The sequence below is a fragment of the Pseudogemmobacter bohemicus genome, assembly GCF_003290025.1.
Taxonomy (GTDB): Bacteria; Pseudomonadota; Alphaproteobacteria; order Rhodobacterales; family Rhodobacteraceae; genus Pseudogemmobacter; species Pseudogemmobacter bohemicus.
In genome coordinates, this window is record NZ_QNHG01000002.1 from 66,962 (window position 1) to 88,542 (window position 21,581).

At 66.9% G+C, this 21,581-nt stretch carries 22 protein-coding genes and 1 riboswitch; of the genes, 3 read left to right on the top strand and 19 right to left on the bottom strand.

What is annotated here, in order from left to right:
* Positions 1-89: 89 nt before the first annotated feature.
* The 6 genes from DRF71_RS08330 to dapA form a co-directional block, all read right to left on the bottom strand.
* Positions 90-1,265 carry an amino acid aminotransferase gene (locus DRF71_RS08330; protein ID WP_112310131.1) on the bottom strand — a complete coding sequence of 392 codons (1,176 nt, stop codon included), beginning with the start codon at positions 1,263-1,265 and terminating at the stop codon, positions 90-92.
* A gap of 59 nt (positions 1,266-1,324) precedes the next feature.
* Positions 1,325-2,200, bottom strand: coding sequence for a 3-mercaptopyruvate sulfurtransferase (gene sseA, locus DRF71_RS08335; RefSeq protein WP_112311222.1), 876 nt, complete (start codon positions 2,198-2,200; stop codon positions 1,325-1,327).
* A 243-nt stretch (positions 2,201-2,443) separates the two neighbouring features.
* Entirely contained in the window at positions 2,444-2,734 is a 291-nt protein-coding gene (locus DRF71_RS08340; RefSeq protein WP_112310132.1) for a hypothetical protein, read from the bottom strand.
* Positions 2,735-2,879: 145 nt separating this feature from the next.
* Complete coding sequence (gene smpB / locus DRF71_RS08345) at positions 2,880-3,362, bottom strand: SsrA-binding protein SmpB (protein ID WP_112310133.1); 483 nt, start codon at positions 3,360-3,362, stop codon at positions 2,880-2,882.
* A 78-nt stretch (positions 3,363-3,440) separates the two neighbouring features.
* A complete protein-coding gene (locus DRF71_RS08350; RefSeq protein ID WP_198672118.1) occupies positions 3,441-4,322 on the bottom strand; it encodes a DMT family transporter in 882 nt (293 codons plus the stop codon).
* A gap of 20 nt (positions 4,323-4,342) precedes the next feature.
* Positions 4,343-5,257 carry a 4-hydroxy-tetrahydrodipicolinate synthase gene (dapA, locus tag DRF71_RS08355; RefSeq protein ID WP_112310134.1) on the bottom strand — a complete coding sequence of 305 codons (915 nt, stop codon included), beginning with the start codon at positions 5,255-5,257 and terminating at the stop codon, positions 4,343-4,345.
* Positions 5,258-5,414: 157 nt separating this feature from the next.
* Between dapA and DRF71_RS08360 the strand changes: the two genes are divergently transcribed.
* Positions 5,415-7,331: a lytic transglycosylase domain-containing protein gene (locus DRF71_RS08360; protein WP_112310135.1), complete on the top strand. Its 1,917-nt coding sequence runs from the start codon at positions 5,415-5,417 to the stop codon at positions 7,329-7,331.
* Between the two features lie 66 nt (positions 7,332-7,397).
* Here DRF71_RS08360 and DRF71_RS08365 read toward each other — a convergent pair whose 3' ends face one another.
* Positions 7,398-7,658: a hypothetical protein gene (locus DRF71_RS08365; protein WP_112310136.1), complete on the bottom strand. Its 261-nt coding sequence runs from the start codon at positions 7,656-7,658 to the stop codon at positions 7,398-7,400.
* A gap of 246 nt (positions 7,659-7,904) precedes the next feature.
* On the opposite strand from DRF71_RS08365, the gene cobF reads away from it, so the two are divergent.
* Positions 7,905-8,666, top strand: coding sequence for a precorrin-6A synthase (deacetylating) (cobF, locus tag DRF71_RS08370; protein WP_112310137.1), 762 nt, complete (start codon positions 7,905-7,907; stop codon positions 8,664-8,666).
* A gap of 35 nt (positions 8,667-8,701) precedes the next feature.
* Here cobF and DRF71_RS08375 read toward each other — a convergent pair whose 3' ends face one another.
* The 7 genes from DRF71_RS08375 to cbiE form a co-directional block, all read right to left on the bottom strand.
* Entirely contained in the window at positions 8,702-9,466 is a 765-nt protein-coding gene (locus DRF71_RS08375; RefSeq protein WP_112310138.1) for a CbtA family protein, read from the bottom strand.
* A gap of 1 nt (position 9,467) precedes the next feature.
* A complete protein-coding gene (locus DRF71_RS08380; RefSeq protein WP_112310139.1) occupies positions 9,468-9,638 on the bottom strand; it encodes a CbtB domain-containing protein in 171 nt (56 codons plus the stop codon).
* Positions 9,639-9,670: 32 nt separating this feature from the next.
* Positions 9,671-9,861, bottom strand: a riboswitch (cobalamin riboswitch).
* Positions 9,862-9,893: 32 nt separating this feature from the next.
* Complete coding sequence (gene cobA, locus DRF71_RS08385) at positions 9,894-10,613, bottom strand: uroporphyrinogen-III C-methyltransferase (protein WP_112310140.1); 720 nt, start codon at positions 10,611-10,613, stop codon at positions 9,894-9,896.
* A complete protein-coding gene (locus DRF71_RS08390) occupies positions 10,610-11,917 on the bottom strand; it encodes a cobyrinate a,c-diamide synthase (protein ID WP_269814352.1) in 1,308 nt (435 codons plus the stop codon). Before DRF71_RS08390 ends, cobA begins: the two co-directional genes overlap by 4 nt.
* Positions 11,914-12,687, bottom strand: coding sequence for a precorrin-4 C(11)-methyltransferase (gene cobM / locus DRF71_RS08395; protein WP_112310142.1), 774 nt, complete (start codon positions 12,685-12,687; stop codon positions 11,914-11,916). Before cobM ends, DRF71_RS08390 begins: the two co-directional genes overlap by 4 nt.
* A complete protein-coding gene (locus DRF71_RS08400) occupies positions 12,684-13,088 on the bottom strand; it encodes a cobalamin biosynthesis protein (RefSeq protein WP_232831392.1) in 405 nt (134 codons plus the stop codon). The genes cobM and DRF71_RS08400 overlap by 4 nt, the downstream gene beginning before the upstream one ends.
* Complete coding sequence (gene cbiE, locus DRF71_RS08405) at positions 13,085-14,266, bottom strand: precorrin-6y C5,15-methyltransferase (decarboxylating) subunit CbiE (RefSeq protein WP_112310143.1); 1,182 nt, start codon at positions 14,264-14,266, stop codon at positions 13,085-13,087. The genes DRF71_RS08400 and cbiE overlap by 4 nt, the downstream gene beginning before the upstream one ends.
* On the opposite strand from cbiE, the gene DRF71_RS08410 reads away from it, so the two are divergent.
* Complete coding sequence (locus tag DRF71_RS08410; protein WP_112310144.1) at positions 14,265-15,008, top strand: cobalt-precorrin-6A reductase; 744 nt, start codon at positions 14,265-14,267, stop codon at positions 15,006-15,008. The two genes, cbiE and DRF71_RS08410, sit on opposite strands and share 2 nt — an antisense overlap.
* Here the strand turns inward: DRF71_RS08410 and cobJ are convergent.
* From cobJ to cobN, 5 genes are all read right to left on the bottom strand, one after another.
* Positions 14,987-15,703 (bottom strand): precorrin-3B C(17)-methyltransferase, encoded by a 717-nt coding sequence (gene cobJ, locus DRF71_RS08415; RefSeq protein WP_269814354.1) that lies wholly within the window; start codon positions 15,701-15,703, stop codon positions 14,987-14,989. The genes DRF71_RS08410 and cobJ overlap by 22 nt on opposite strands.
* Before the next feature lie 86 nt (positions 15,704-15,789).
* Positions 15,790-16,497: a precorrin-2 C(20)-methyltransferase gene (cobI, locus tag DRF71_RS08420; protein WP_112310145.1), complete on the bottom strand. Its 708-nt coding sequence runs from the start codon at positions 16,495-16,497 to the stop codon at positions 15,790-15,792.
* 2 nt (positions 16,498-16,499) lie between these two features.
* Positions 16,500-17,129 (bottom strand): precorrin-8X methylmutase, encoded by a 630-nt coding sequence (locus DRF71_RS08425; protein ID WP_112310146.1) that lies wholly within the window; start codon positions 17,127-17,129, stop codon positions 16,500-16,502.
* A complete protein-coding gene (locus DRF71_RS08430; RefSeq protein WP_112310147.1) occupies positions 17,113-18,255 on the bottom strand; it encodes a hypothetical protein in 1,143 nt (380 codons plus the stop codon). Before DRF71_RS08430 ends, DRF71_RS08425 begins: the two co-directional genes overlap by 17 nt.
* The gene (cobN, locus tag DRF71_RS08435; protein ID WP_112310148.1) at positions 18,252-21,572 is read right to left on the bottom strand and encodes a cobaltochelatase subunit CobN; all 3,321 of its coding nucleotides are present in this window, start codon (positions 21,570-21,572) and stop codon (positions 18,252-18,254) included. The genes DRF71_RS08430 and cobN overlap by 4 nt, the downstream gene beginning before the upstream one ends.
* Positions 21,573-21,581: the final 9 nt, after the last annotated feature.

Here is a 21,581-nt window from a genome sequence, read left to right on the forward strand (position 1 = left end):
GTGTGGGGGTGTGAAACCCCCACCACACCATCAGCCAAACGCAAAAGGGCGGGAGAAAGCTCCCGCCCTTCACACATCTGCCAACCGGCTTACAGCACCGAAGCAATCGCCCGCGCCAGAACCGGCACGGTATCCTTGTTCAGCCCGGCAATATTGATCCGCGAATCGCCGACCATATAGACACCGAATTCCTCACGCAGTCGGTTCACCTGCGCCTCGCTCAGCCCAAGGCGCGAGAACATGCCGCGGTGATCCGCCACGAAATCAAACCTATCCGAATTGGTCGCGCGGCGCAGTTCTTCCGCCAGCTGCACCCGCAGGCCCAGCATGTTGAGGCGCACCTCTTCCAGTTCGGCCTTCCAGTCGGCGGTCAGGGCGGCGTCTTCCAGAATGGTCGTCACGATCCGCGCGCCATGATCCGGCGGGAAGCTGAAATTCTGCCGGTTCAGGAAGTTCAGATTGCCCTGCACCACCGCTTTGCGCTCGGGCGAGGTCAGCGCGATCAGCACGCCGGTCCGCTCGCGATAGATACCGAAATTCTTCGAGCACGAGGCAGCGATCAGCATCTCGTCAAAAGCCGCCGCAACTTTGCGGGTGGCTTCCGCATCGGCATCCAGCCCGTCGCCAAAGCCCTGATAGGCCAGATCGACCAGCGGCACCGCCTTGCGCGCTTTCAGAACCGCAATCACCTCATCCCATTCTGCAGATGACAGGTTCGCTCCGGTCGGATTGTGGCAGCAGCCATGCAGCAACACGACATCGCCCTCGGCGACGCGGCCCAGATCCTCGATCAGACCGGCGAAATCCAGCCCCGAGCTCTTCACGTCGAAATAGCGGTACTCCGCCATCGCCATGCCGAGGAATTTCACGATCGAGGGATGGTTCGGCCAGGTCGGCGCGGAAAGCCACACCTTCGCCCCCGGATTGGCAAGCCGCACCAGTTCAAACCCCTGGCGCAGCGCGCCGGTGCCGCCCGGGGTCGAGACCGAGGCGGCGCGCTCGCCGTAACCCTCACCCAGGATCAGCGAGACAATCGCCGTATTATAGGCAGGCTCGCCGGCAAGGGCGGTATAGGTCTTGGTGGTCTCGGCCTCCCAGATCTTCTTTTCGGCCGCTTTCACCGCCCGCATCACCGGGGTCAGGCCGGTCGGGTCCTTATAGACACCGACGCCAAGGTCGATCTTGCCATCCCGCTTGTCCTCGCGGAACATCGCGATCAGTTGCAGGATCTTGTCCTGCGGCTGCTGGGTCAAAGCCTCAAGCATGTCTTCCTCACATCATCGGGCCATCCCAGGCCCCATTGCGCCCGTCCCGGCGGGTCTGCCTACGCAGCTGGGCCCGTCTCGACCGGCAAATCCTCATACATGCCCCATTCGGCCCAGGAACCGTCATAGAGCGCCCAGTTCCGGTGCCCGATCCGCTCCAGCGCCAGCGCCAGGATCGCGGCAGAGACCCCCGAGCCGCAGGTCGTGATCAGCGGTTGCGTCAGATCCACCCCCGCCTCCTGGAAAATCATCCGCAAAACGGCGGGGTCTTTCATGGTGCCGTCCTGGTTCAGCACCGATTGCCAGGGCAGATTGCGCGCGCCCGGAATATGGCCGGCACGCAGGCCGGGCCGCGGCTCGGCGGCCTCGCCCGCAAAACGCGCGGGGGGGCGGGCATCGACCACCACCGCCTGTTTCAGTTTCGCCGCATGGGCCACCTGGGTCACGTCTTTCACCAGCTGGTTCTGGCGCGCCGTGGTCATATGACGGTCGCGCACCACCGGAGCGAGGTCTTCGGTCTCGCGGCCCTCGGCCAGCCATTTCGGCAGGCCACCATCCAGCACAGCCACATCATTCTTGCCCATCAGCCGGAAGGTCCACCAGATGCGCGGCGCCGAAAAGAGGCCGGTCGAATCGTAGATCACCACCTGATGCCCGTCACCAACCCCCATAGCCCGCATCCGGGACATGAATTTCTCGACCGGGGGAGCCATATGCGGCAGGTTCGAGCGGTGATCGGAAATCTCTTCCAGATCGAAGAACCGCGCGCCCTGGATATGCGCCGCCTCATATTCCGCCTTCGCATCGCGATCGGTTCCGGGCAGGAACCAGCTGGCATCAAGGATCCTCAGATCGGGATCCTTCAGATGGCTGGCAAGCCATTCCGTCGAGACGAGGGTTTGCGGATCATCCTTCGGGGCGGGGGTCAGCGACATGGCGGCCTCGGAACAAAGGGGGCGGTTCAGGGTGAGCGGCACCTGCGGTTCCGCTGCGGTCACCGTCCTATAGCCCGCCTGTATGCGCGTGCAAGCCCGCAAGCAGGCGCCATTGCCCGGCCAGCGCCGCTTTGCCCGTAAAAGACAGAAATCCTGCCCGGAGTCTCCTCCGGACAGGATCATCATCCGAAACCGAACCCCGCAGGGCTGCCCGATCCGGTGGCCCGGCCCGGGCGTCGCCTCTTACTTCACCAGAGCTTTCTTGATCGCGCCGACAATGGCGACCAGAATGCCGCCACCGGCACCGCCGCCGACCACGCTCTGGAGGATCGCAGAAATATCAAGGTTCGACGCCGCTGCAGCCGCCTCGCCTGCACCACCCATGCCCAGCATGGACAGGATCTGCCCGCCGCCAAGCCCGCCAAGCAGACCGACAACCGAGTTCAGGATCGGACCCATGTTCAGGTTTTTCAGGGCCGAGCCCGCAGCATTGCCGCCGATAAGCCCAGCGATCAGTTGAATGATCATTTCCATTGAGAAGCATCCCTCTAAAGGACCGGTATGTTCCGGCCTTGCACCCGGCAAACTGGCTTATTTTTTGCGCGCCGGGCAGGGGGAATGCTGCCCTATCCTTCCCATCATGGCAAATACTGTATGAAGCAGGGATGAAAATACCAGATCAGCCCTGGTGACCCTGTTTCATAATGCGGGATTTCTGACGCTCCCAGTCGCGTTTCGCGCTGGTTTCGCGTTTGTCGGCATTGTTCTTGCCCTTTGCCACGCCGAGCGCGATCTTCACCATGCCGCGTTCGTTGAAATACATCCGCAAGGGTACGATGGTCATCCCCTCGCGCTTTGTCGCATTCCAGAGCCGCGAGAGCTCTTTCTTCGAGACCAGCAGCTTGCGGCGGCGGCGCTCTTCATGGCTGTCCCAGGCATTCGACTGCCGGTAAGGTGCGATATAGCCGTTGATCAGCCAGAGCTCGCCCCCTTCGACCGAAGCATAGCTGTCGGCGATGTTCGATCCACCCTGGCGCAGGCTTTTGACCTCGGATCCCTGCAGGATGACCCCGGCCTCAAGGTCGCTTTCGATATGGTAATCGAACCGCGCCCGGCGGTTTTCGGCGATGAGTTTGGAATTGGGATCGTGTTTCTTCTGCATGATCGCGCAGAGATAGGGGATGGAAGGGCCTGAGTAAAGGCGCCCCTCTGAGTAAAGGCCCTCGCGCGCGCGGCGCTTTCAGCCCGGAATGGCGCGTTTACGCGCGCGGGTCAGGGTATAAAGCCCGCTTGCCACGATGATGGCGCTGCCTGTCAGCGTCAGACGGTCGGGCATCTCGTTCAGGAAAATCATCGCAAGGATCATTGCAAAGACAAGACGGGTATAGCGGAACGGGGTGACCGCCGCGACTTCGCCCGTCCGCATCGCAGAGGTCAGGAAGTTATAGCCGACCAGGCCGAAAGCTGTGGCGCCGAGGATCAGGCCGGCGCCGGTGGCATCCGGCCAATGCGCGCCGCCGGTAAAGCCAAGCACGATCAGCCCGGCAGTCCCCAACATTGAAAAGCCAAGAATACCCAGCTGACGGTTCGACATGGTCTTCGGCGCGGCGCGGGTGGCAAGGTCGCGCCCGGCAAAGCCCGCCATACCGGCAACCGCCAGCAGCGACATGACCGAGAAACCGTCAAGCCCGGGACGCAGCACGATCATCACTCCAAGGAAGCCAACCGCCACCGCCGTCCAGCGCCGCCAGCCGACCTTTTCGCCAAAGATCAGCGCCGCCCCGGCCAGCACGACAAGCGGCGTCGCCTGCAAAATGGCAACCGTGGTGGACATGGCGGTCAGCGCGATGGCGAGGCTGTAGAAAAGCCGCCCGGCGATCTCGAATCCCGAGCGCACCAGCATCGCCCGGGACAGAAAGACCCGGGGGAAAACCGGCTCACGCGCCGCCAGGGCCAGCAGCGCGAAGATACAGGCGCCGCCAAAGCCCATCATCGCCATGACCTGCCCCACCGGCACATGGGCCGAGGCCTTGCGGATAAAGAGATCCTCGACCGCAAAGCCCGCCATGGCCGCCGTCATCAGCGCCGCACCACGCAAATTCGGCGAAATGCCCTCAGCCATGCCGCGCGCCTCCGGAGTTTTCAAAAACTCCGGGCCGGTTCCTGTTCAGGAACCGGGCGCTGGTTGATAAGCCCGGCATGGATCATGGCCGCGCGGATCTTTGCCTTCGTCTCATCGGCGAGGCCGACCAGCGGCAGACGGACCTCTTCGCTGCAACGGCCCAGCAGCGAAAGCGCATATTTCGCGCCGACCAGCCCCGGCTCGATAAAGATCGCTTCATGCAACGGGAAAAGCCGGTCCTGGTAGTCCAGCGCCGTGGCGTAATCACCGCGCAACGTCGCGGCCTGGAATTCTGCGCAGAGCTTCGGCGCCACATTGGCGGTCACCGAGATCGCACCCCGGCCGCCATGCGCGTTGAACGCCAGTGCCGTATCGTCATTGCCGGAAAGCTGGATGAAATCCGCGCCGCAGGTCTCGCGCTGCTGGCTGACCTTGCCGATATTGCCGGTTGCATCCTTCACGCCCACGATGCGCGGCAGTTTCGCCAGTTCGCCCATGGTCGCAGGCGACATATCGACCACCGAGCGGCCCGGGATATTGTAGATGATGATCGGTAAAGTGCAGGCCTCGTGCAGCGCCTTGTAATGCGCGATCAGCCCGGCCTGGTTCGGCTTGTTGTAATAGGGCGTCACCACCAGCGCCGCATCGGCGCCGACGCGCTCGGCATGCCGGATCAGCCGGATGCCCTCGACCGTGTTGTTCGAGCCCGCCCCGGCAATCACCGGCACCCGACCGGCGGCGAATTTCACCACCGCCTCGACTACGGCCTCATGCTCTTCATGGCTCAGCGTCGGGCTTTCGCCGGTGGTCCCCACCGGCACCAGCCCGGTCGAGCCCTCGGCGATCTGCCAGTCGACAAGTTTCCTGAGCGTGCCCATATCCACCGCGCCGTCCTTGAACGGCGTCACCAAAGCGGGAATCGACCCCTGGATCATGGCACGCGTCTCCTCATCTGGGGGCCCTTCGCCCCTGGCTGCAACGGGCTTTCCTTACTCTTGCAAAAGCCCCTTGCCAAGCGCCGCATGCGGCGATGACACCTTCTGACAGGATCGTGGCTTGTGGCGGTCCGGTCGCTTTGGCAGAGTCGCCGCCATGACCCTTCTCATCCGCCTTGCCCTTGTCCTGACCCTGATTTTCCCCACCACCTCCCGCGCCGATCAGGTGCAGGAGATGCGCGCCGCGCTGGAGCTTGTGCGCCAGAAAGACTGGGCCGCCGCGCTGGCTGCAGCCCCTGCCGGTCCGGGCAGGGATTTCGTGCTCTGGAGCCAGCTGCGCGACGGAGAGGGGCGGCTGAGCGATTACGAGGATTTCCTTGCCCGCCGCAGCGACTGGCCCGGCCTCGCGCTTTTGCGCCAGAAGGGCGAAGAGGCGGTGGCCCGCTCCGAGACGCCCTCGCGGGTGGTGGAATATTTCCGCCAGTCTCCGCCGCGCACCGGCCCGGGCGCGGTGGCGCTGGTTCGCGCCCATAAGGCGCTTGGCCAGATCGGCATGGCCGAGACCGAGGCGATGCGCGCCTGGGCTGAACTCTCGCTGACCGCCGATCAGGAGGCCGAGCTGCAGCTTCTGATGCCGGAGGCGGTGGCGATGGTGAATGAGCTGCGCCTTGAAAACCTGCTCTGGGAGGGGCGCCGGGCAGAGGCTTTGCGCATGTTGCCCCGGGTGCCCGAGGCAAAGCGCAAACTGGCCGAGGCCCGGCTCGCCTTGCGCGCGGGCCAGGCCGGGGTCGATACCCTGGTCACCGCTGTCCCCGAGGCGCTGAAATCCGATCCGGGTCTGGCTTATGAACGCTTCCTGTGGCGGATGAAGCGTGATCTTTACCCCGAGGCGGCCGAGCTGATCCTCTCGGTGGCGCCGGAAAACCTGGGGCGGCCCGAGGAATGGGCCCAGAGGCGCGCGCTGCTGGCGCGCTGGCTGATGCGGCAGGGGCGTGCGCAGGATGCTTATCGCGTTGCGGCGCGGCATGGGATGACATCGGGCAGCGCTTATGCCGATCTGGAATTTCTGGCGGGGTTTATCGCGCTCAGGCAGCTGAATGATCCCGACACTGCGCTGAAGCATTTCGCGCATCTGCGGGCCGGTGTTTCCACCGCGATCTCGGTGGCGCGGGCCGATTACTGGCAGGGCCGCGCCGATGAGGCGGCCGGGCGCGGCGACAGCGCGAAGGCGTATTTCCAGCGCGCGGCGCAGCATCAGACCGCCTATTACGGGCTGCTGTCGGCGGAGAAGCTGGGCCTCTCGCTGGACCCGGCGCTTCTGAACAACAGCCCGGCTGCCGGCTGGCAGCAATCCTCCTTTGCCGGATCTTCGGTTCTGGCGATGGGGCGGCTTTTGCTGGCTGCGGACAACCGGGTCGAGGGCAAGCGGTTCCTGTTGCACCTCGCCGAGGGGCAGGATGTCCAGGGCGTGGCGCAGCTGGCGGATATGGCGCTGGAGATGGGGCAGCCGCATATCGCGCTGGTGCTGGCAAAACAGGCGGCAGAACGCGGTGCGATCCTGCCGCGGACCTATTACCCGGTCCCCGATCTGGTTCCGGACGGATTGCATGTCAGCCGGGCGCTGGCGCTGGCGATTGCGCGCCGTGAAAGCGAATTCGAGCCGATGGCGCGCTCGGGCGCCAATGCGCGCGGGCTGATGCAGGTGCTGCCCGAGACCGCCGAGCGGATGGCGAAGGGGCTTGGCCTCGAATACGCGCTTTCAAAGCTTTATGAGCCGTCGTTCAACACCCAGGTGGGATCGGCCTATCTGGCGAAGATGGTCGAGGAATTCGGGCCGTCGATTGCGCTGATCGCCTCGGGCTATAATGCCGGGCCGGGGCGCCCCCGGCGCTGGATCGGCGAGCTGGGCGATCCGCGCCTGCCCGGGGTGGATGTGGTCGACTGGGTCGAGATGATCCCGATCGGCGAGACGCGGACCTATGTGATGCGGGTGGTCGAGGGCGTGGTGATCTACCGCGCCAAGCTGCGTGGCTCGGTCGGGCCGGTCAGGGTGACGGAAGAGCTGAAAGGGTAAGCGACGCGCCTTGTGTTGGCGGCGGATGCCTCCGGCGGGAGTATTTTCATCAAGAGGAAATACGGATCACCCGGCCTTGCGGCTGCGGGTAATATGGCTGGGGATCGTGATGGCGATCAGCCCGCCGATGACGGTGAGATGGTTCTCGCTTGCCGGTTTTTCCTGGATCGCGACGGCGCCGGCCATAGTCCACCAGGCATGCAGCATCGGGATGGTTTCCAGCGTGAAGACCACCAGCATCCCGGCACCATACCAGGCGAAGCGTCCATGGATCACCAGCGCCGCGATGGTCAGCGCGGCGCTGGTGGTGAAGCCCTCGGCCTGCATGGTGGCGCTGGCGCCCTGAAAGTCGGACAGGAAGCCAGGCCCCGCATATCAATACATGAAGGTTCCGGGGATCCGGGCAAGGATCCAGCTTGCGGGATTTTCGGGGATAGGATTGGCGATCCGGCGTTCCATGGCTCTCTTTGTAAACGGGAAACTGGTGTATCGGGCAATGCCCTTGCCGCAGAAAGGGTTCCCTTCCACCCTGCAAACTGGTTTCTGGGCCGAAAGGCAGCAGGAGGCGCGGCGATGGAGCTTGTTCTGATCGGCATTGGCACCGGCAATCCGGATCATCTGACTCTGCAGGCGGTCAAGGCGCTGAATGCGGTCGATCTGATCCTGATCCCGGAAAAGGGAGAGGAGAAGGCCGATCTGGCCGGGCTCCGCCGGGCGATCTGTGCCGATGTGCTTACCAATCCGGCGGTGAAGATCGTGGGGTTTGAGATGCCGGTGCGAGATCCGGCGAACCCCGGCTATCTGTCGCGGGTCAATGACTGGCATGATGAGATCGCCGGGGCCTGGGAGGCGGCGATTGCGGCGTATCCCGGGACACGGCGGGTGGCCTTGCTGGTCTGGGGTGACCCCTCGCTTTACGACAGCACACTCAGGATCGCGGCGCGGCTCTCCGGGGATCTCTGCGGAATTGAGGTCAGCGTGGTGCCGGGGATCATGTCGCCCCAGGTGCTGGCGGCGGCGCATCGCATTCCGCTGAACGGGCTTGGGGCGCCGTTTCTGGTGACCACGGGGCGGCGGCTGCGGGAAGAGGGCTGGCCCCCGGGTGTCGACCGGGTGGTGGTGATGCTGGATGGCGGCTGCGCCTTTCAGGACCTGCCGCCCGAGGGGGTCACGATCTGGTGGGGCGCCTTTGTCGGCATGGCGAATGAGATCACCGAATCCGGACCTCTGGCCGAGGCCGGGCCGCGTATCCTGGCCCGCCGCGAGGCGGCGCGGGCGGAACATGGCTGGCTGATGGATATCTATATTATGGAACGCAAGACCCCGGCGGAGTGAACCGCCGGGGCTTTGGTTGTCCGGGTCTTCGGGGGTTATGCTTCGCGGCTGCGGCTCCAGAGCCAGGCGGCAAAGAGGCCGAGGATGGTCCAGGAGACGAGGCCCACGCCGATCGCACGGCCCGCAAATTGCGCGGCAAGTTCAGGCGGCGTCGGACCGGCATAAGCACTCGGTTGCGGCGCCCCTATGAGGTGGGGAGCGGCCACCAGCGCGATTGCAGCCGCGAATGCGACCCAATTCCTTCCGAAAGCAATCAGCCAGAAGCCAATGGTGCTGGCGACCACCGTTGCCACCCACCAGACAGCGCGGGTGGTGGTGTCAGCCGCTGCCATACCCGGCATCCCTGGCGCGAGACCAAAGGCCGGAGCCATCTGCACCGCTGCGAAACCCGCGATACCCCAGATCAGGCCCTGACGCGCCGTGATCTTTTGGCCGTTATTCTCTGCAAATGCCATGGCGGCGACCAGCATCAACCCATAACCCGCATAGACCATGATCGTGAACAGGATCGACAGCCCGTCACGCGGCGCGTCAAAGCCGATACCGGGAGCCCCGGCCGCGCTGCCGTTATCCTGCGGGACGGGGGCGGCATGGCCCTGATCCGCAGGTGCCGTGGCATCCGGGTCAGCCTCGGCCCCGTGATCAGGCCCGGACGGGGCAACGAAATGCGTTCGCTCTCCACCCTCATAAAGTTCGGCATGAAGCAGCACGGGCTGCACGAAAACAAGCTGCAACAGGGCGGCAATCAGCCCCACAGCAGCGCCAGCGATCAACGCGCTGGTCAACAGTCTTTGCAGCATGTCAGTGGCAGGGGAATCCGACCGCGTGACGCACATCATGGGCGGCGTCATGCAGGGTTTCCGACTGGGCAAGACCGGCGACGAAGATCAGCGCAGCGCCCAAAAGCGCCACGACGATGATATTCGCCAGCTTGACATCAGCCTTCTCCCCAGAGCGGGCAATGGTGGACATATGAATAACTCCTTGCCGTCATCCCCGACGGCGGTTCCATCAACGCGAAGGTCGGTCTCCTGACTTGCAGGTCATTGCCTCTGCCCTCCTTCCCATGGATCGCTCCACAGTGGTTAACGGGGTTGGCTCGCTGCGCACAGTCGCGGGGGCGGTCGGGTCGGGGATTGCGCACCCCGCCCTGTTCCCATGCCGGTTGCCCGACACCTTCACGACAATGAGAGTGACAGGCCCGTGACGCCTGGTCAAGATGGCCGGTCAGGAAGCCAGCGCGCCGTAAAGGATGAGCGTCGGTGCCGGATCGGGGGCGGCGCCTTCCAGATGCGCGGCGAGGCCCTGAACCGTGTCACGGCGGAAGGATTGTGCCGGCGTAGAGACGCCTTGCGCCATCAGCGCGGGTGTCCCGGGCGGCAATCCGGCGGCGATCAGCTTTGCCGCCAGCTGCGGGAAGGTTGCCCGCGCCATAAAGACCGAGGTGATGGCCTGCGGGTCTGCCAGCGCCGCCCAGTTCAGGCTTTCGGGCAGGGCACCTGTCACATCATGGCCGGTCACGAATTGCACACGCCGCGCATTCACCCGCCGCGTCAGCGGGATCCCTGCCGCCGCAGCAGCGGCCGAGGGCGCGGTGACGCCGGGCACGATCTCATAGCCGATACCCGCCTCGCGCAGCGCGGTGATCTCCTCCTCAAGCCTGCCGAACATGCCGGAATCGCCGGATTTCAGCCGCACGACCTTCAGCCCGGATCGCGCGTGATCCACCAGCAGCCGGCTGACATGATCCTGTCTGGGCGAGGCCCGCCCGGCGCGTTTCCCCACCGAAATCAGATCGGCATCGGGCGGTGCCAGATCAAGGATCGGCCCGGCGGAGAGGTCATCATAAAGCACCACCTCGGCCTCTTGCAGCCGTTTGACGGCGCGGACGGTCAGCAGATCGGGATCGCCGGGGCCGGAAGAGACGAAGCTGACGAAATCGCTCATGTGGCTGCTCCGATCAGATGGAAGAAGGTGCCGGTGACCTGGCCTTTGCGCGATCCGGTCTCGGGAACCGGCGCGCCTTCGGCATCCCCGACGCGGGCCAGGGCAGCATCGGGCTGGGCGAGGATGGTGGAATAGTGGAACTCATGGCCGCGCAGACGCGCGCCGGCCTGGTGGCCCGGGATCGGCGCGGCAAGCTCGGCCAGCCGGTAGCCCAGATGCATCCTGCGCTTCTCGTAGGAGGTCACGAGGCCCAGCAGCCCTGCCATCTGATGCCTTGTGCCTGCGGCATCGACCAGCGCCTCACCCAGCACCATATAACCGCCGCATTCGCCATGGACGGGCTTTGTCGCCGCGAAATCGCGCAGTCCGGACAGGAAGCGGCTGGCCGATGCCAGCCTGCCCGCATGCAGTTCGGGATAGCCGCCGGGCAGCCAGCAGAGATCGGCCCCGGGGGGCGGCTGATCGGCCAGCGGCGAGAACGGGAGCACCTCGGCCCCGGCCTTGTGCCAGGCGTCCAGCAAATGCGGATAGGTGAAGGAAAACGCCTCGTCCCGGGCGAGTGCGATGCGCTGGCCGGGTGGTTTCGGGGCCTTGCCGGGGTTCAGGACCATCCCGCCCGCCGCCGCCGCCTTCAGCGCGTCAAGATCGGTATGGGCGCGCAAAAAGCCGGCATAGTCACTGATGGCGCGTTCCAGATCGGGGTGTTCAACGGCCTGGACAAGGCCCAGATGCCGCTCGGGCAGGGTCAGGTCGCCACGCCGGGGCAGCGCGCCGAAAACCGGCAGGCCAACCGCCTCCATGCCCAGCCGGCAGAGCCGCTCATGCCGGGGCGAGGCGACGCGATTCAGGATCACCCCCGCGACCCTCACATCCTTGCGGTAAGCCGCCATCCCCGCAGCCATGGCCGCCACCGTCTGCGCAGCACCCGAGACATCCAGCACAATGATCACCGGCCAGCCGGTCAGCGCCGCGATATCGGCGCTGGCGCCGGTGCCGGTCTCGCCCCTGAACGCCACGCCATCGAACAGCCCCATCGAGCCCTCGGCCAGCGCCATCCCGCCCCCCCGCGCCAGCTGCGCGGCCATGAGATCCGGCGCCATCGCCCAGCTGTCGAGGTTGAACGACGCCCTCCCCGAGGCCGCCAGGTGAAAGGCCGGGTCGATATAGTCAGGCCCGCATTTATAGGGCTGCACCGCGATGCCATCATCGCGCAAGGCCCTGAGCAGCCCCAGCATCACCGTCGTCTTGCCCGCGCCCGAACGCGGGGCGGAAATGATCAGGCCTGGTGTTTTATAACCCGTCACGATTTCACCGCATCAGCCCGGCCCGCGCGGAAACGGCGGTCATAATCGGTGGAATAGAGACTGGATTCGATGAACCCCTCCTGCCCCAGAGACGGGCCGACCAGGATCAGCGCAGTGCGCTCCATTGTGTCGCCGACCAGCCCGGCGATGGTCGCCAGCGTGCCGCGCAGCACCCGCTCATCGGGCCATGAGGCACGCCAGACCACCGCCACCGGACAATCAGCGCCGTAATACGGGATAAGCTCCGCCGCCGTCTCCTCCAGCCGGTGGATCGAGAGGTGGATGGCCAGCGTCGCGCCGGTCGCCGCGAAAGCGGCCAGCGTCTCACGCTCTGGCATCGCCGAGGCACGGCCCGGGGTGCGGGTCAGGACAAGGCTCTGCGCAAGGCCCGGCAGCGTCAGCTCCATCCCGAGGGTCGCGGCGGCGGCGGCGAAAGAGGGCACGCCGGGCGTCACGTCAAAGGGGATCCCTTCGGCCTTCAGCCGGCGGATCTGCTCGCCCATCGCCGACCAGACCGAAAGATCGCCGGAATGCAGCCGTGCCACATCAAGCCCGGCCTGATATGCGGTGCGGATCTCGGCGATGATCGCATCCAGATCCAGTGGCGCGGTGTTGATGATTTTCGCGCCGGGCGGGCAATGGGCCAGCACTGCCTCGGGGATCAGCGAGCCGGCGTAAAGACAGACCGGCGAGGCCGCGATCAGATCCCGCCCGCGCAGCGTCAGAAGATCGGGCGCACCGGGGCCGGCGCCGATGAAATGGACGGTCATGGCGCGGCTCCTTGCGACAGGTCTTCTGGGGGGGACGGGTCTTTTTGGGCGATGGCAGCGGTGGCCCTGCCATCGGCGGAAATCTCACGCGGTGCGGCGAGCGAGGCGCCCGGGCCAAGCGCTGCGAGGGCGCAGGCCTCGGAAACCGAGCCCGTGCCATGCGCCGCGCGCGAGGCGGCGCTGTCGGTCAGGGTGGCGGGCGCGGCCAGCGCGGCGGCGGAAACCGGGTGCAGCTGATAGCCCAGCCGCGACAGCTGCATCGCCGCATGGTGGCGCGCCTTGACCGCCGGCAGCGCGATATGGCGCAGGTCGCCCGCTCCGGCCCGTTCAAGCGCATCAAGGATCGATTCGACCTGGGCGGTCTCGCGAAAGCCGATACCGGCAATGCGGGAGGGCATCATCGCGTCACACTCCATTGCACGACCGGGTAGCTGGATTTCCAGCCCCGCCTGCGGCCCAGCGGGGCGGCCTCGGCCAGCTCGAATCGGAACAACTGGCCGCCTTTCGCCCCATGCCAGGCCGCCAGCAGCGCCTCGGTTTCCAGTGTCACGCCATGCGCGACCAGCCGAACGCCCTGCGGCAGGCAGGCCCAGAGCGCGTTCAACAGATTGTCATCCGCGCCGCCGCCGATGAAAACCGCATCGGGGCGCGGCAGCAAGGGCAGCAGTTCCAGCGCCCGCCCCTCGCGTATTTCCAGCCGGTCGACGCCCAGCCGCGTGGCATTCCCCCGCGCCCGCGCCGCCCGGGTCGGGTCGAATTCGACGCCGATCGCCCGCATCGCAGCATGGGACAGCAGCCATTCGATCCCGACAGAGCCCGAACCCGCGCCGATATCCCACAGAAGTTCCCCGGCGCGCGGCGCCAGCGCTGACAAAGCCAGCGCCCGGATCGGGCGTTTGGTGATCTGGCCATCGTGGTCGAACAGGTCATCCGCCCGGCCCGAGGCCAGCGTCGCCGCCCGGCCAGCCCCCCGGATCTCAATCGCCGCAACCACCAGATCGGCCGGCTTCTCCGCTGCGAAGGCTGCGGCTGTGGTTTCGCGCACCCGCTCCTGCGGCCCGCCCAGATGTTCGAAAAGCGTCACCAGGCTTGCGGAAAAGCCACATTCCTGCAGGAATTCCGCCAGCGCTGCCGGAGCCTGGCCATCGCGCAGCGTCACGATCAGCCGCTGGCCAGGCGCCAGATGCGGAGCAAGCCGCGACAAAGGTGCGGCGTGAAGACCCAGACAGGTGGTCTCCTCCAGCCGCCAGCCCTTGCGCGCCGCCACCAGCGAAAAGACCGGAGGCGCGGGCCAGGCCCGCCATTCCCCCGGCATCAGGTCACGCGCCAGGCTGCCGCCCGCGCCGAACCAGAACGGATCACCCGAGGCCAGCACCGCCACCCTTTGCCCGCGCAGGGCCAGCACCGGCGCCGGGGTAAAAGGCACCGGCCAGGGCCGCTTGTCGGGATGCCCGATCATCGCCAGGTGACGCGGGCCGCCAAAGACGACATTGGCCGCCGCCAGCGCCTGACGGCTTGCATCCGACAGCCCCGCCGCGCCATCTTCGCCAATACCGATGATCGAAAGCCATTCAGCCATGAACCCGACCCTTCTCATCCTTGGCGGCACCACCGAGGCAAGCCAGCTTGCCCGACTGGTCGCGGATCGCGGGATCGGCGCCACGCTCTCTTATGCCGGCCGGGTGGAAAGCCCACGCGCCCAGCCGGTGCCGGTCAGAACCGGAGGCTTTGGCGGCGGCGAAGGCCTTGCCGACTGGATCAGGGCGCATCGGGTCACCCATCTGATCGACGCGACCCATCCTTTTGCCGCGCAGATGAGCCGGAACGCCCATGCGGCAGCGGCGCTGACCGGGATCCCACTCTTGCGCCTGATGCGCCCGGCCTGGACACCCGGCCCGGGCGATGACTGGACCAGCCTGCCAGACCTCGCCGCTGCGGTGGCGCGGCTTGGCGGACCGTCGCGCCGGATCTTCCTCGCCATCGGCCGCCTGCATCTCGCGAATTTCGCCAGCCAGCCGCAGCATGATTATCTTCTGCGCCTCGTCGATCCGCCGGGGGATTTGCCTCTGCCTCAGGTGACGCTGGAAATCGCGCGCGGCCCCTTTGACCTCGCCTCCGACCTCGCGCTGCTGCGCAGCCACCGGAGCGATCTGATCATCGCCAAAAACGCCGGCGGCTGCGGAGCGCGCGCCAAACTTGACGCGGCGCGGCAACTGGGCCTGCCGGTCTGGCTGATCGACCGCCCCGCCTTGCCGCCCGCTGACACCGTCTCCGACCCGGCGGAAATCCTCGCCCGGCTTCATGCCGACCTCGGCGTATAGACAAAGCGCCCGACCCGCCGCGTCAGCGATGAGCCGACCAGAACCATGGTCCGCATATCGACCATCTCTGGCTCCAGATCGCGCAATTCCACCACCCGCAACTCCTGCTCAGAGGTCGAGACCGCGCGGGCCAGCACCACCAGCCGCCCCGGCTCACAGCCCTCGCGCAGCACTTCAATCACCCGCTCGAACCGCCCCGGTCGCGATTTCGAACGCGGGTTGTAAAACCCCATGGCGAAATCGCCCTCTACCGCCAGGCGCAGCCGCTTTTCGACCAGCTCAAACGGCTTAAGGTTATCCGAAAGGTTGATCGCACAGAAATCATGGCCCAGCGGAGCCCCCGCCGCCGCCGCCGCCGCCAGCATGGCGGTGATCCCCGGCAGGATCCGCACATCCGTCTCGCGCCAGACCTCCGGCCCCGCCTCCATCGCCTCGAACAAAGCCGATGCCATGGCGAAAACCCCCGGATCGCCCGACGACACCACGACAACGCGCCGCCCCGTCGCCGCCAGGTCAAAGGCGTGACGCGCCCGGTCCAGCTCGACCCGGTTATCGGTCGGGTGCTTCACCAGCCCGTCGCGATCCGCCACCCGCGCCACATAGGGGATATAGCCGATCACATCCGTGGCCTCAGCCAGAGCCGCCACCACTTCCGGCGTCACCATCGCTTCTGCCCCGGGCCCGAGACCGGCCACAACGACCCATCCTTTCCTCTTGGCAGAAATACTCCGGGGGGAGTCGCCTCCGGCGACGGGGGGCTGGCCCCCCCTGTCCACATCACTCACGGTCGCCGCCCTTTCCCATGAATGATCGCAATCGAGAAATAGGGCGCCTCATCGCCAACTTCCGCCAGCAGCCGTACCCGTTCCGCCGGCATGGTGCCATGTTCCACCAGCCAGGCATCGGGCAAGCGCCCCGCCGCATCCAGCACCCGCCGCAGCTTGGAAAGATTGCGGCCAATCTTCATCACCACCAGCGCATCGGTATCCGCCACCCGCCGCGCCAGTTCCGCCTCGGGAAGCGTCGCAGGCAGCACCGTCAGCACATCATCGCCCCAGGTCACCGGCTGACCGGTCGCATGCCAGCAGCCGACCATGCCGGGAATACCCGGCACCACCTCGACCATGCCCTCCGGCAGCCGCGACTGCAGATGCATGAACGAGCCGTAGAGGAAAGGATCCCCCTCACACAGCACCACGACATCCTGCCCGGCAGCCGCCAGTCGTGCCGCCCAGCCGTCGTAAAACGGCGCCAGCGCGGCGTTATAGCCGGGATCATGCACCGGAATCTCGGTCGTCACCGGATATTCCATCGGCCATTCCTCGGCATCCGGGGCCAGCAGCCCCTCGACCATCCGCCGCGCCTGTCCCTCACGCCCGGGCTTGCGGAAATAGGCCACGATCCGCGCCGAGGTCAGCAGCCGATGCGCTTTGACGCTCATCAGCTCCGGATCACCCGGCCCTAGGCCGATGCAGATTACCCTCGCCATGCTCACTCCTTGCGGCTGGCCAGCGCGTTGACCGCCGCCACCGTGATCGCCGAACCGCCGAGGCGCCCATCCACCACACACCAGGGCAGCGGATTGTCCTGCGCCAGAGCCTCTTTTGATTCCGCCGCGCCGATGAAACCGACCGGACAGCCAATGATCGCCGCGGGGCGCGGGAAATCCGGGTCTTGCAGCAGATTCAGAAGGTGGAAAAGCGCGGTCGGCGCATTGCCGATCGCCACCACGGCGCCAGCGAGATGTGGCCGCCACAGCTCCACCGCCGCAGCCGAGCGGGTATTGCCGATCTGTGCCGCCAGCCCCGGCACCGAAGGATCCTGCAGCGTGCAGATCACCGCGTTCTTCGCCGGCAGTCGTGCGCGGGTGATCCCTTCACTGACCATCTTCGCGTCGCACAGGATCGGCGCACCGGCCTCCAGCGCTGCCCGCGCCGCCACCGCAAAATCCGGAGCAAAACGGATATGCGGCGCGAGTTCGACCATGCCGCTGGCATGGATCATGCGGACGGCAACCACCTCTTCCTCGGGGGTAAAACGCGCAAGCTCCGCCTCGGCGCGGATCGTCGCGAAAGAGGCGAGATAGATCTTCGCGCCGTCGGTTTCATAGCTGTGGGTCAAGGCGGCCTCGCAAAATTGCCGGAATATCATCGGGGGAAAGCCCGCGCAGAACGGGGGTGGCAGAGGCCGGGCCATTCTCGATCAGATCGAAGCCGCCCACGCCGGCGGTCAGGGTCAGACGGGCCGCTCCGGGATGGGCGCAGCCCTTGGCGCAGCCCGAGACATGCAGATGCCGCCCGCGCGGCACCAGCGGCGCCAGCGCGCGGGCCAGATCCCGCACCGGCGCCGCAGCCGACAGGCATCCCGGCGCGCCGGTACAGGCCGCGACGCGCAACAACGGATCATCCGCCGTCTCGATCAGGCCCTGGACCGGCGCCGCGCCAACCCCTTCAAGGATAACCGAACGCCAGGGCGTCAGCCGCAAAGGCGCAATGGCCAGCGCCCGCAACATATCGGCCTGCAACTGGCCAAAGGGCAGCGCGAGGCAGAGCCCGGCCCCGGTCATCCCCGGCGACAGCGCGGGACCGCTCAGCGGTGCTTCGGTCGCGGCCAGCGGCGGCGTGGCGGTCAGCCGGGCCATCCGGGTCGCGCTGCCCTGCGCAAGGAACCAGCCGAGGATCTCCATCAGGCGCGGAATGGCGGTGGCGGCGGTGACAGGCTCACCCCGCACCATTCCTTCGGCGCGCAGAATCAGCCCGCTGGCGGCGCGCTCGATCCGGAGATCGGCCGAGGCAGACCCAAGGATCGCCCGCGCGCCGGTATCCACTGCAAAGCCGAATTTCGCGGGCAAGGGCGGCGCCTCGCGCAGAGCCTCTTCCAGGGCCGCGACCAGCGCGAGGGTCTCATCGCCATCGCGATGCAGCGGTGTGGTCAGGATATTGCGCCGTGCCTCGGCCTCGGCGCTGGAATCAAGCAGATCCAGCTGTAACAGAGACTGATGCAGCGCCGGCAGCCCGGCCTCTGTCACGCCGCGCAGCTGCAGATGGGCGCGCGATCCAAGGTCGATCAGCCCGTTGCCATGGGTCCCGGCCAGATCGGCCAGCGCCCGCGCCTGCGCCGCGCCAAGCCGGCCGGCATGGGGGCGGATGCGCACCACCAGCCCATCGCCCGAAACCATCGGCCGGAGCGCGCCGGGACACCAGCCCTTGATCTGGCCGCTGATCTGGTCCTGCACCCTGCCGCTCATGCCGCGCCCTCCGGAGAGAGCCTTGCGGCACGGGAATTGGAGCGGCTTTGCCACAGGCCCGCCGCCGCCAGCGCGCTGAAACAATCCTCCATCGCGGCCAGGGCATCGGGGTTGGCGCTTTCCAGAAAGGCGCGGATGGCGGGATCGTCCAGCGTCGCATCGCGGTAGAGGTCGAAAAGATGCGAGGGCACCACGCGGGCGAGATGGGCAAAGGCCGCGAGATGCTCCAGCGTGGCGGCGATCTCGGCGGCCCCCCGGAACCCGTGCCGGGTCATTGAGGCCAGCCAGACCGGGCTGGCGGCGCGGGCGCGGGTGACACGGGCGATTTCTTCGGTCAGGGCGCGGGCGCGGGGCTGGTCGGGGCGGGTGGCGTCAAGGTGGTAAAGCGCCGGTTCTGCCGCACCCAGCCGCGCCATCGCGGCGGCGAAGCCGCCCTCATGGCTGGCATAATCCATCGCGAGCAGCAGATCGGTTTCCGGCATGTCCTGGGCGTGGATAAAGGCATCCGCGCCGCGCAGCCTTGCCTCAAGCAGATCGCGGGCAGGCAGACCTTCGGCGGAATGATCCGAAGCGGCAAGCCAGGCCTCGCCCGCAGCCTGGCGGGCGCTGTCGCTGTAATCGCTGTCCCTTATGCCCAGCCCATAGCTGCCCGGCGCCGGGGCAAAGACCCGGGCGCCGCGCAGCGCGGTGGTATAGGGGTTCATATCGGCGGCCTCGTCGCGCTCGGCCAGGGCCTCGCAACCGGCATCGAACAGCCGGGCGAGATCTGGGAAAACGTCTCTGAACAGGCCGGAAGCGCGGATCGAGACCTCGATCCGGGGGCGATCCATCAGGGTCAGCGGCACGATGCCGAAACCGGTGACGCGATCAGAACCTTCGTCCCATATCGGCTCCAGCCCGGCGAGGTGGAGCGCCATGGCAAATTCCTCGCCCGCCGTGCGCATGGTGGCCGAGCCCCAGAGGTTGAGGATCAGCCCACGCGGGTAATCGCCATGATCCTGGAGATGGCGGCGGATGAGCTCTTCGGCAAGCCTGATACCCTGGGCATGGGCGGCGCGGGACGGCACCGCGCGCGGATCGGTTCCGTAGAGATTGCGCCCGGTGGGCAGCACATCGGCCCGGCCCCGCCAGGGTGAGCCGGAGGGGCCAGGCGGAACCGGCTGGCCGTTCAGCGCGGCGATGAGATTGTCGCGTTCGGAGGTCAGAGAGGCGGGATCGCCTGTGGCTGGCCGCCTGGGGCTCTGTCCCAGGAACCCCGGGATATTTTCCGACAGATGAAACGGGGTTCCAGCGGGCGTTCCTCTGGCCCAGATGTGCAGGCCTTCACCGAACTGGCTTTCTTTCAGGTCGCAGACGAAACGGTCGATCCTGGGGATGGCTTCGGCGGGCGAGGCCTCCTCGGGGATGTCGAGATCCTGTTCGACATGGGCGGCGCGGGCCTCTTGCCGGATGGCGGCGATCAGGCGGTCGCGGCGGGCCGGGTCGAGACCATCGGCGGTGGAATATTCGTCGAGCAGCCGTTCCAGTCGGGCCAGCGCCGGCGGCATCGCGGCATCGGACAAGGGCGGCGTGAGATGGCCAAGCGTCACCGCGCCGATGCGGCGGCGGGCCTGGGCGGCCTCGCCAGGGTCATTGACGATGAAAGGGTAGAGGACGGGGAGCGGCGCGATCAGCGCTTCGGGCCAGCAGGCGTCGGAAAGCGCCACCGCCTTGCCCGGCAACCATTCGAGCGTGCCATGGGCACCAATATGGAGAAGCACATCGGATTGCGCCCTGAGCCAGAGATAGAAGGCCACATAGGCATGCGAAGGGACGCGCGACGTATCATGGTATTCGCTGTCACGGTCGGGGCGACGGCTGCGCTCAGGCTGCAGGGCGATCAGCAGATTACCGCGCCTTGTGGCCGGAAAGGCGAAGGCGCCCGCCCGGATCAGCGGATCGTCTTCCGGGCGGCCATGTGTCTCTGTGAGGGCGGTTTTCAGGGTTTCAGGCAGCGAGGCCAGGGCCGCGCGATAGGCGCCCAGTGGCCAGGAGAGAGTCTCTGTCTGCAGCACCTGATCAAGGGGGGCGCCCTGGCTGATGGAGAAACCGGCGGCGGTGAGATCTTCGGCCATCGCCCCGGCAGAGGCCAGCACGTCAAGACCGACCGCATGCGCCATGCGCCAGGATTTGCCGGGATAGGTCGAGAGAACCATGGCGATGCGGCGCCGGGCGGGCGGCTCGGAGGCCAGCCGGAGCCAGGCCATCACCTTCGCCACCACGGCCCCGATCCGCCCGGGGTCGGGCGCGTGGCTGGTGCGGGCAAATTGCAGATCGGGATCGCGTGGCGCCTCGTCCTTGAACGAGATCACGCCGGCGGTGATGCGGCCATCGACCTCGGGCAGCGCCACATGCATGGCGAGATCGGCGGGGGAAAGGCCGCGCCCGGCGGCCTCCCAGGCCGCGCGGGTCGAGGTGGCGTGGATGACCTGGAAGACCGGCACACCGGCAGAGTCAAGCGGCGAGCCGTGACTGGCGCGGGCGGAAAAGGCGGTGGCATTGACAAGCGCCGCCGGCGCAAGGCCGGGAAGGGTCTCGCGCAGCCAGGCGGCGGCGGCAGGGTCTTTCAGGCTGGGCAGGAAGACACCGGCAGCACAGAGCCCATCTGCCTCGAAAGCGCGGATCAGCGCGTCGATGGCGGCGGTGTCGCCGGCGGCGGCCCAGGCGCGGTAGAACGGGATCAGGATCAGCGGCGCCTCGCCTGCGGCCACCGCGCGCAGCACCCCGGCTGAGGGATGCCAGAAGCCGAAAGCCGGCAGCGATTTGGCCCCCGGGACCGGACCGGCATAAAGACCGGCGGCCAGCGCCAGTTGCGCCAGCGCGCCCTGGGCGGCAACCGCGCCGCCAGCCTCACACAGCGCCGACAGCCGGCGCAGCGTGGCGACCGGCAGCGTCGATGCCGCATCAAGGCCCGGATCGGGGCGTCCGTCAGCGGGCAGCAGCGCCAGCGCAATTCCGCGCGATCTGGCAAGCTCAGAGACTTGTTCGACGCCGTAGGACCAGTAATTCACCCCACCGATCAGCCGGATCAGGATACCCTTCACCCCCGGCAGCGCCTGGTCGATCCAGGTATCGACCGACAGCGGATGCGTCAGCCGCGACAGGTTCGCAAGTCTCAGCGTGGGCAGGCTGTCTCTGCCCCGTCGCCACCCCGCCGCGAAAGCGCCGAGGTCACTGTCGGAAAACGACAACACCACCAGATCCGCGGGCGTCTGCCCGAGATCCTGCGGTGTGTCGGTCTCGGCAAGACCATGGCTTTCGCGGAAGAGGACGTGCATCGGCCCCCC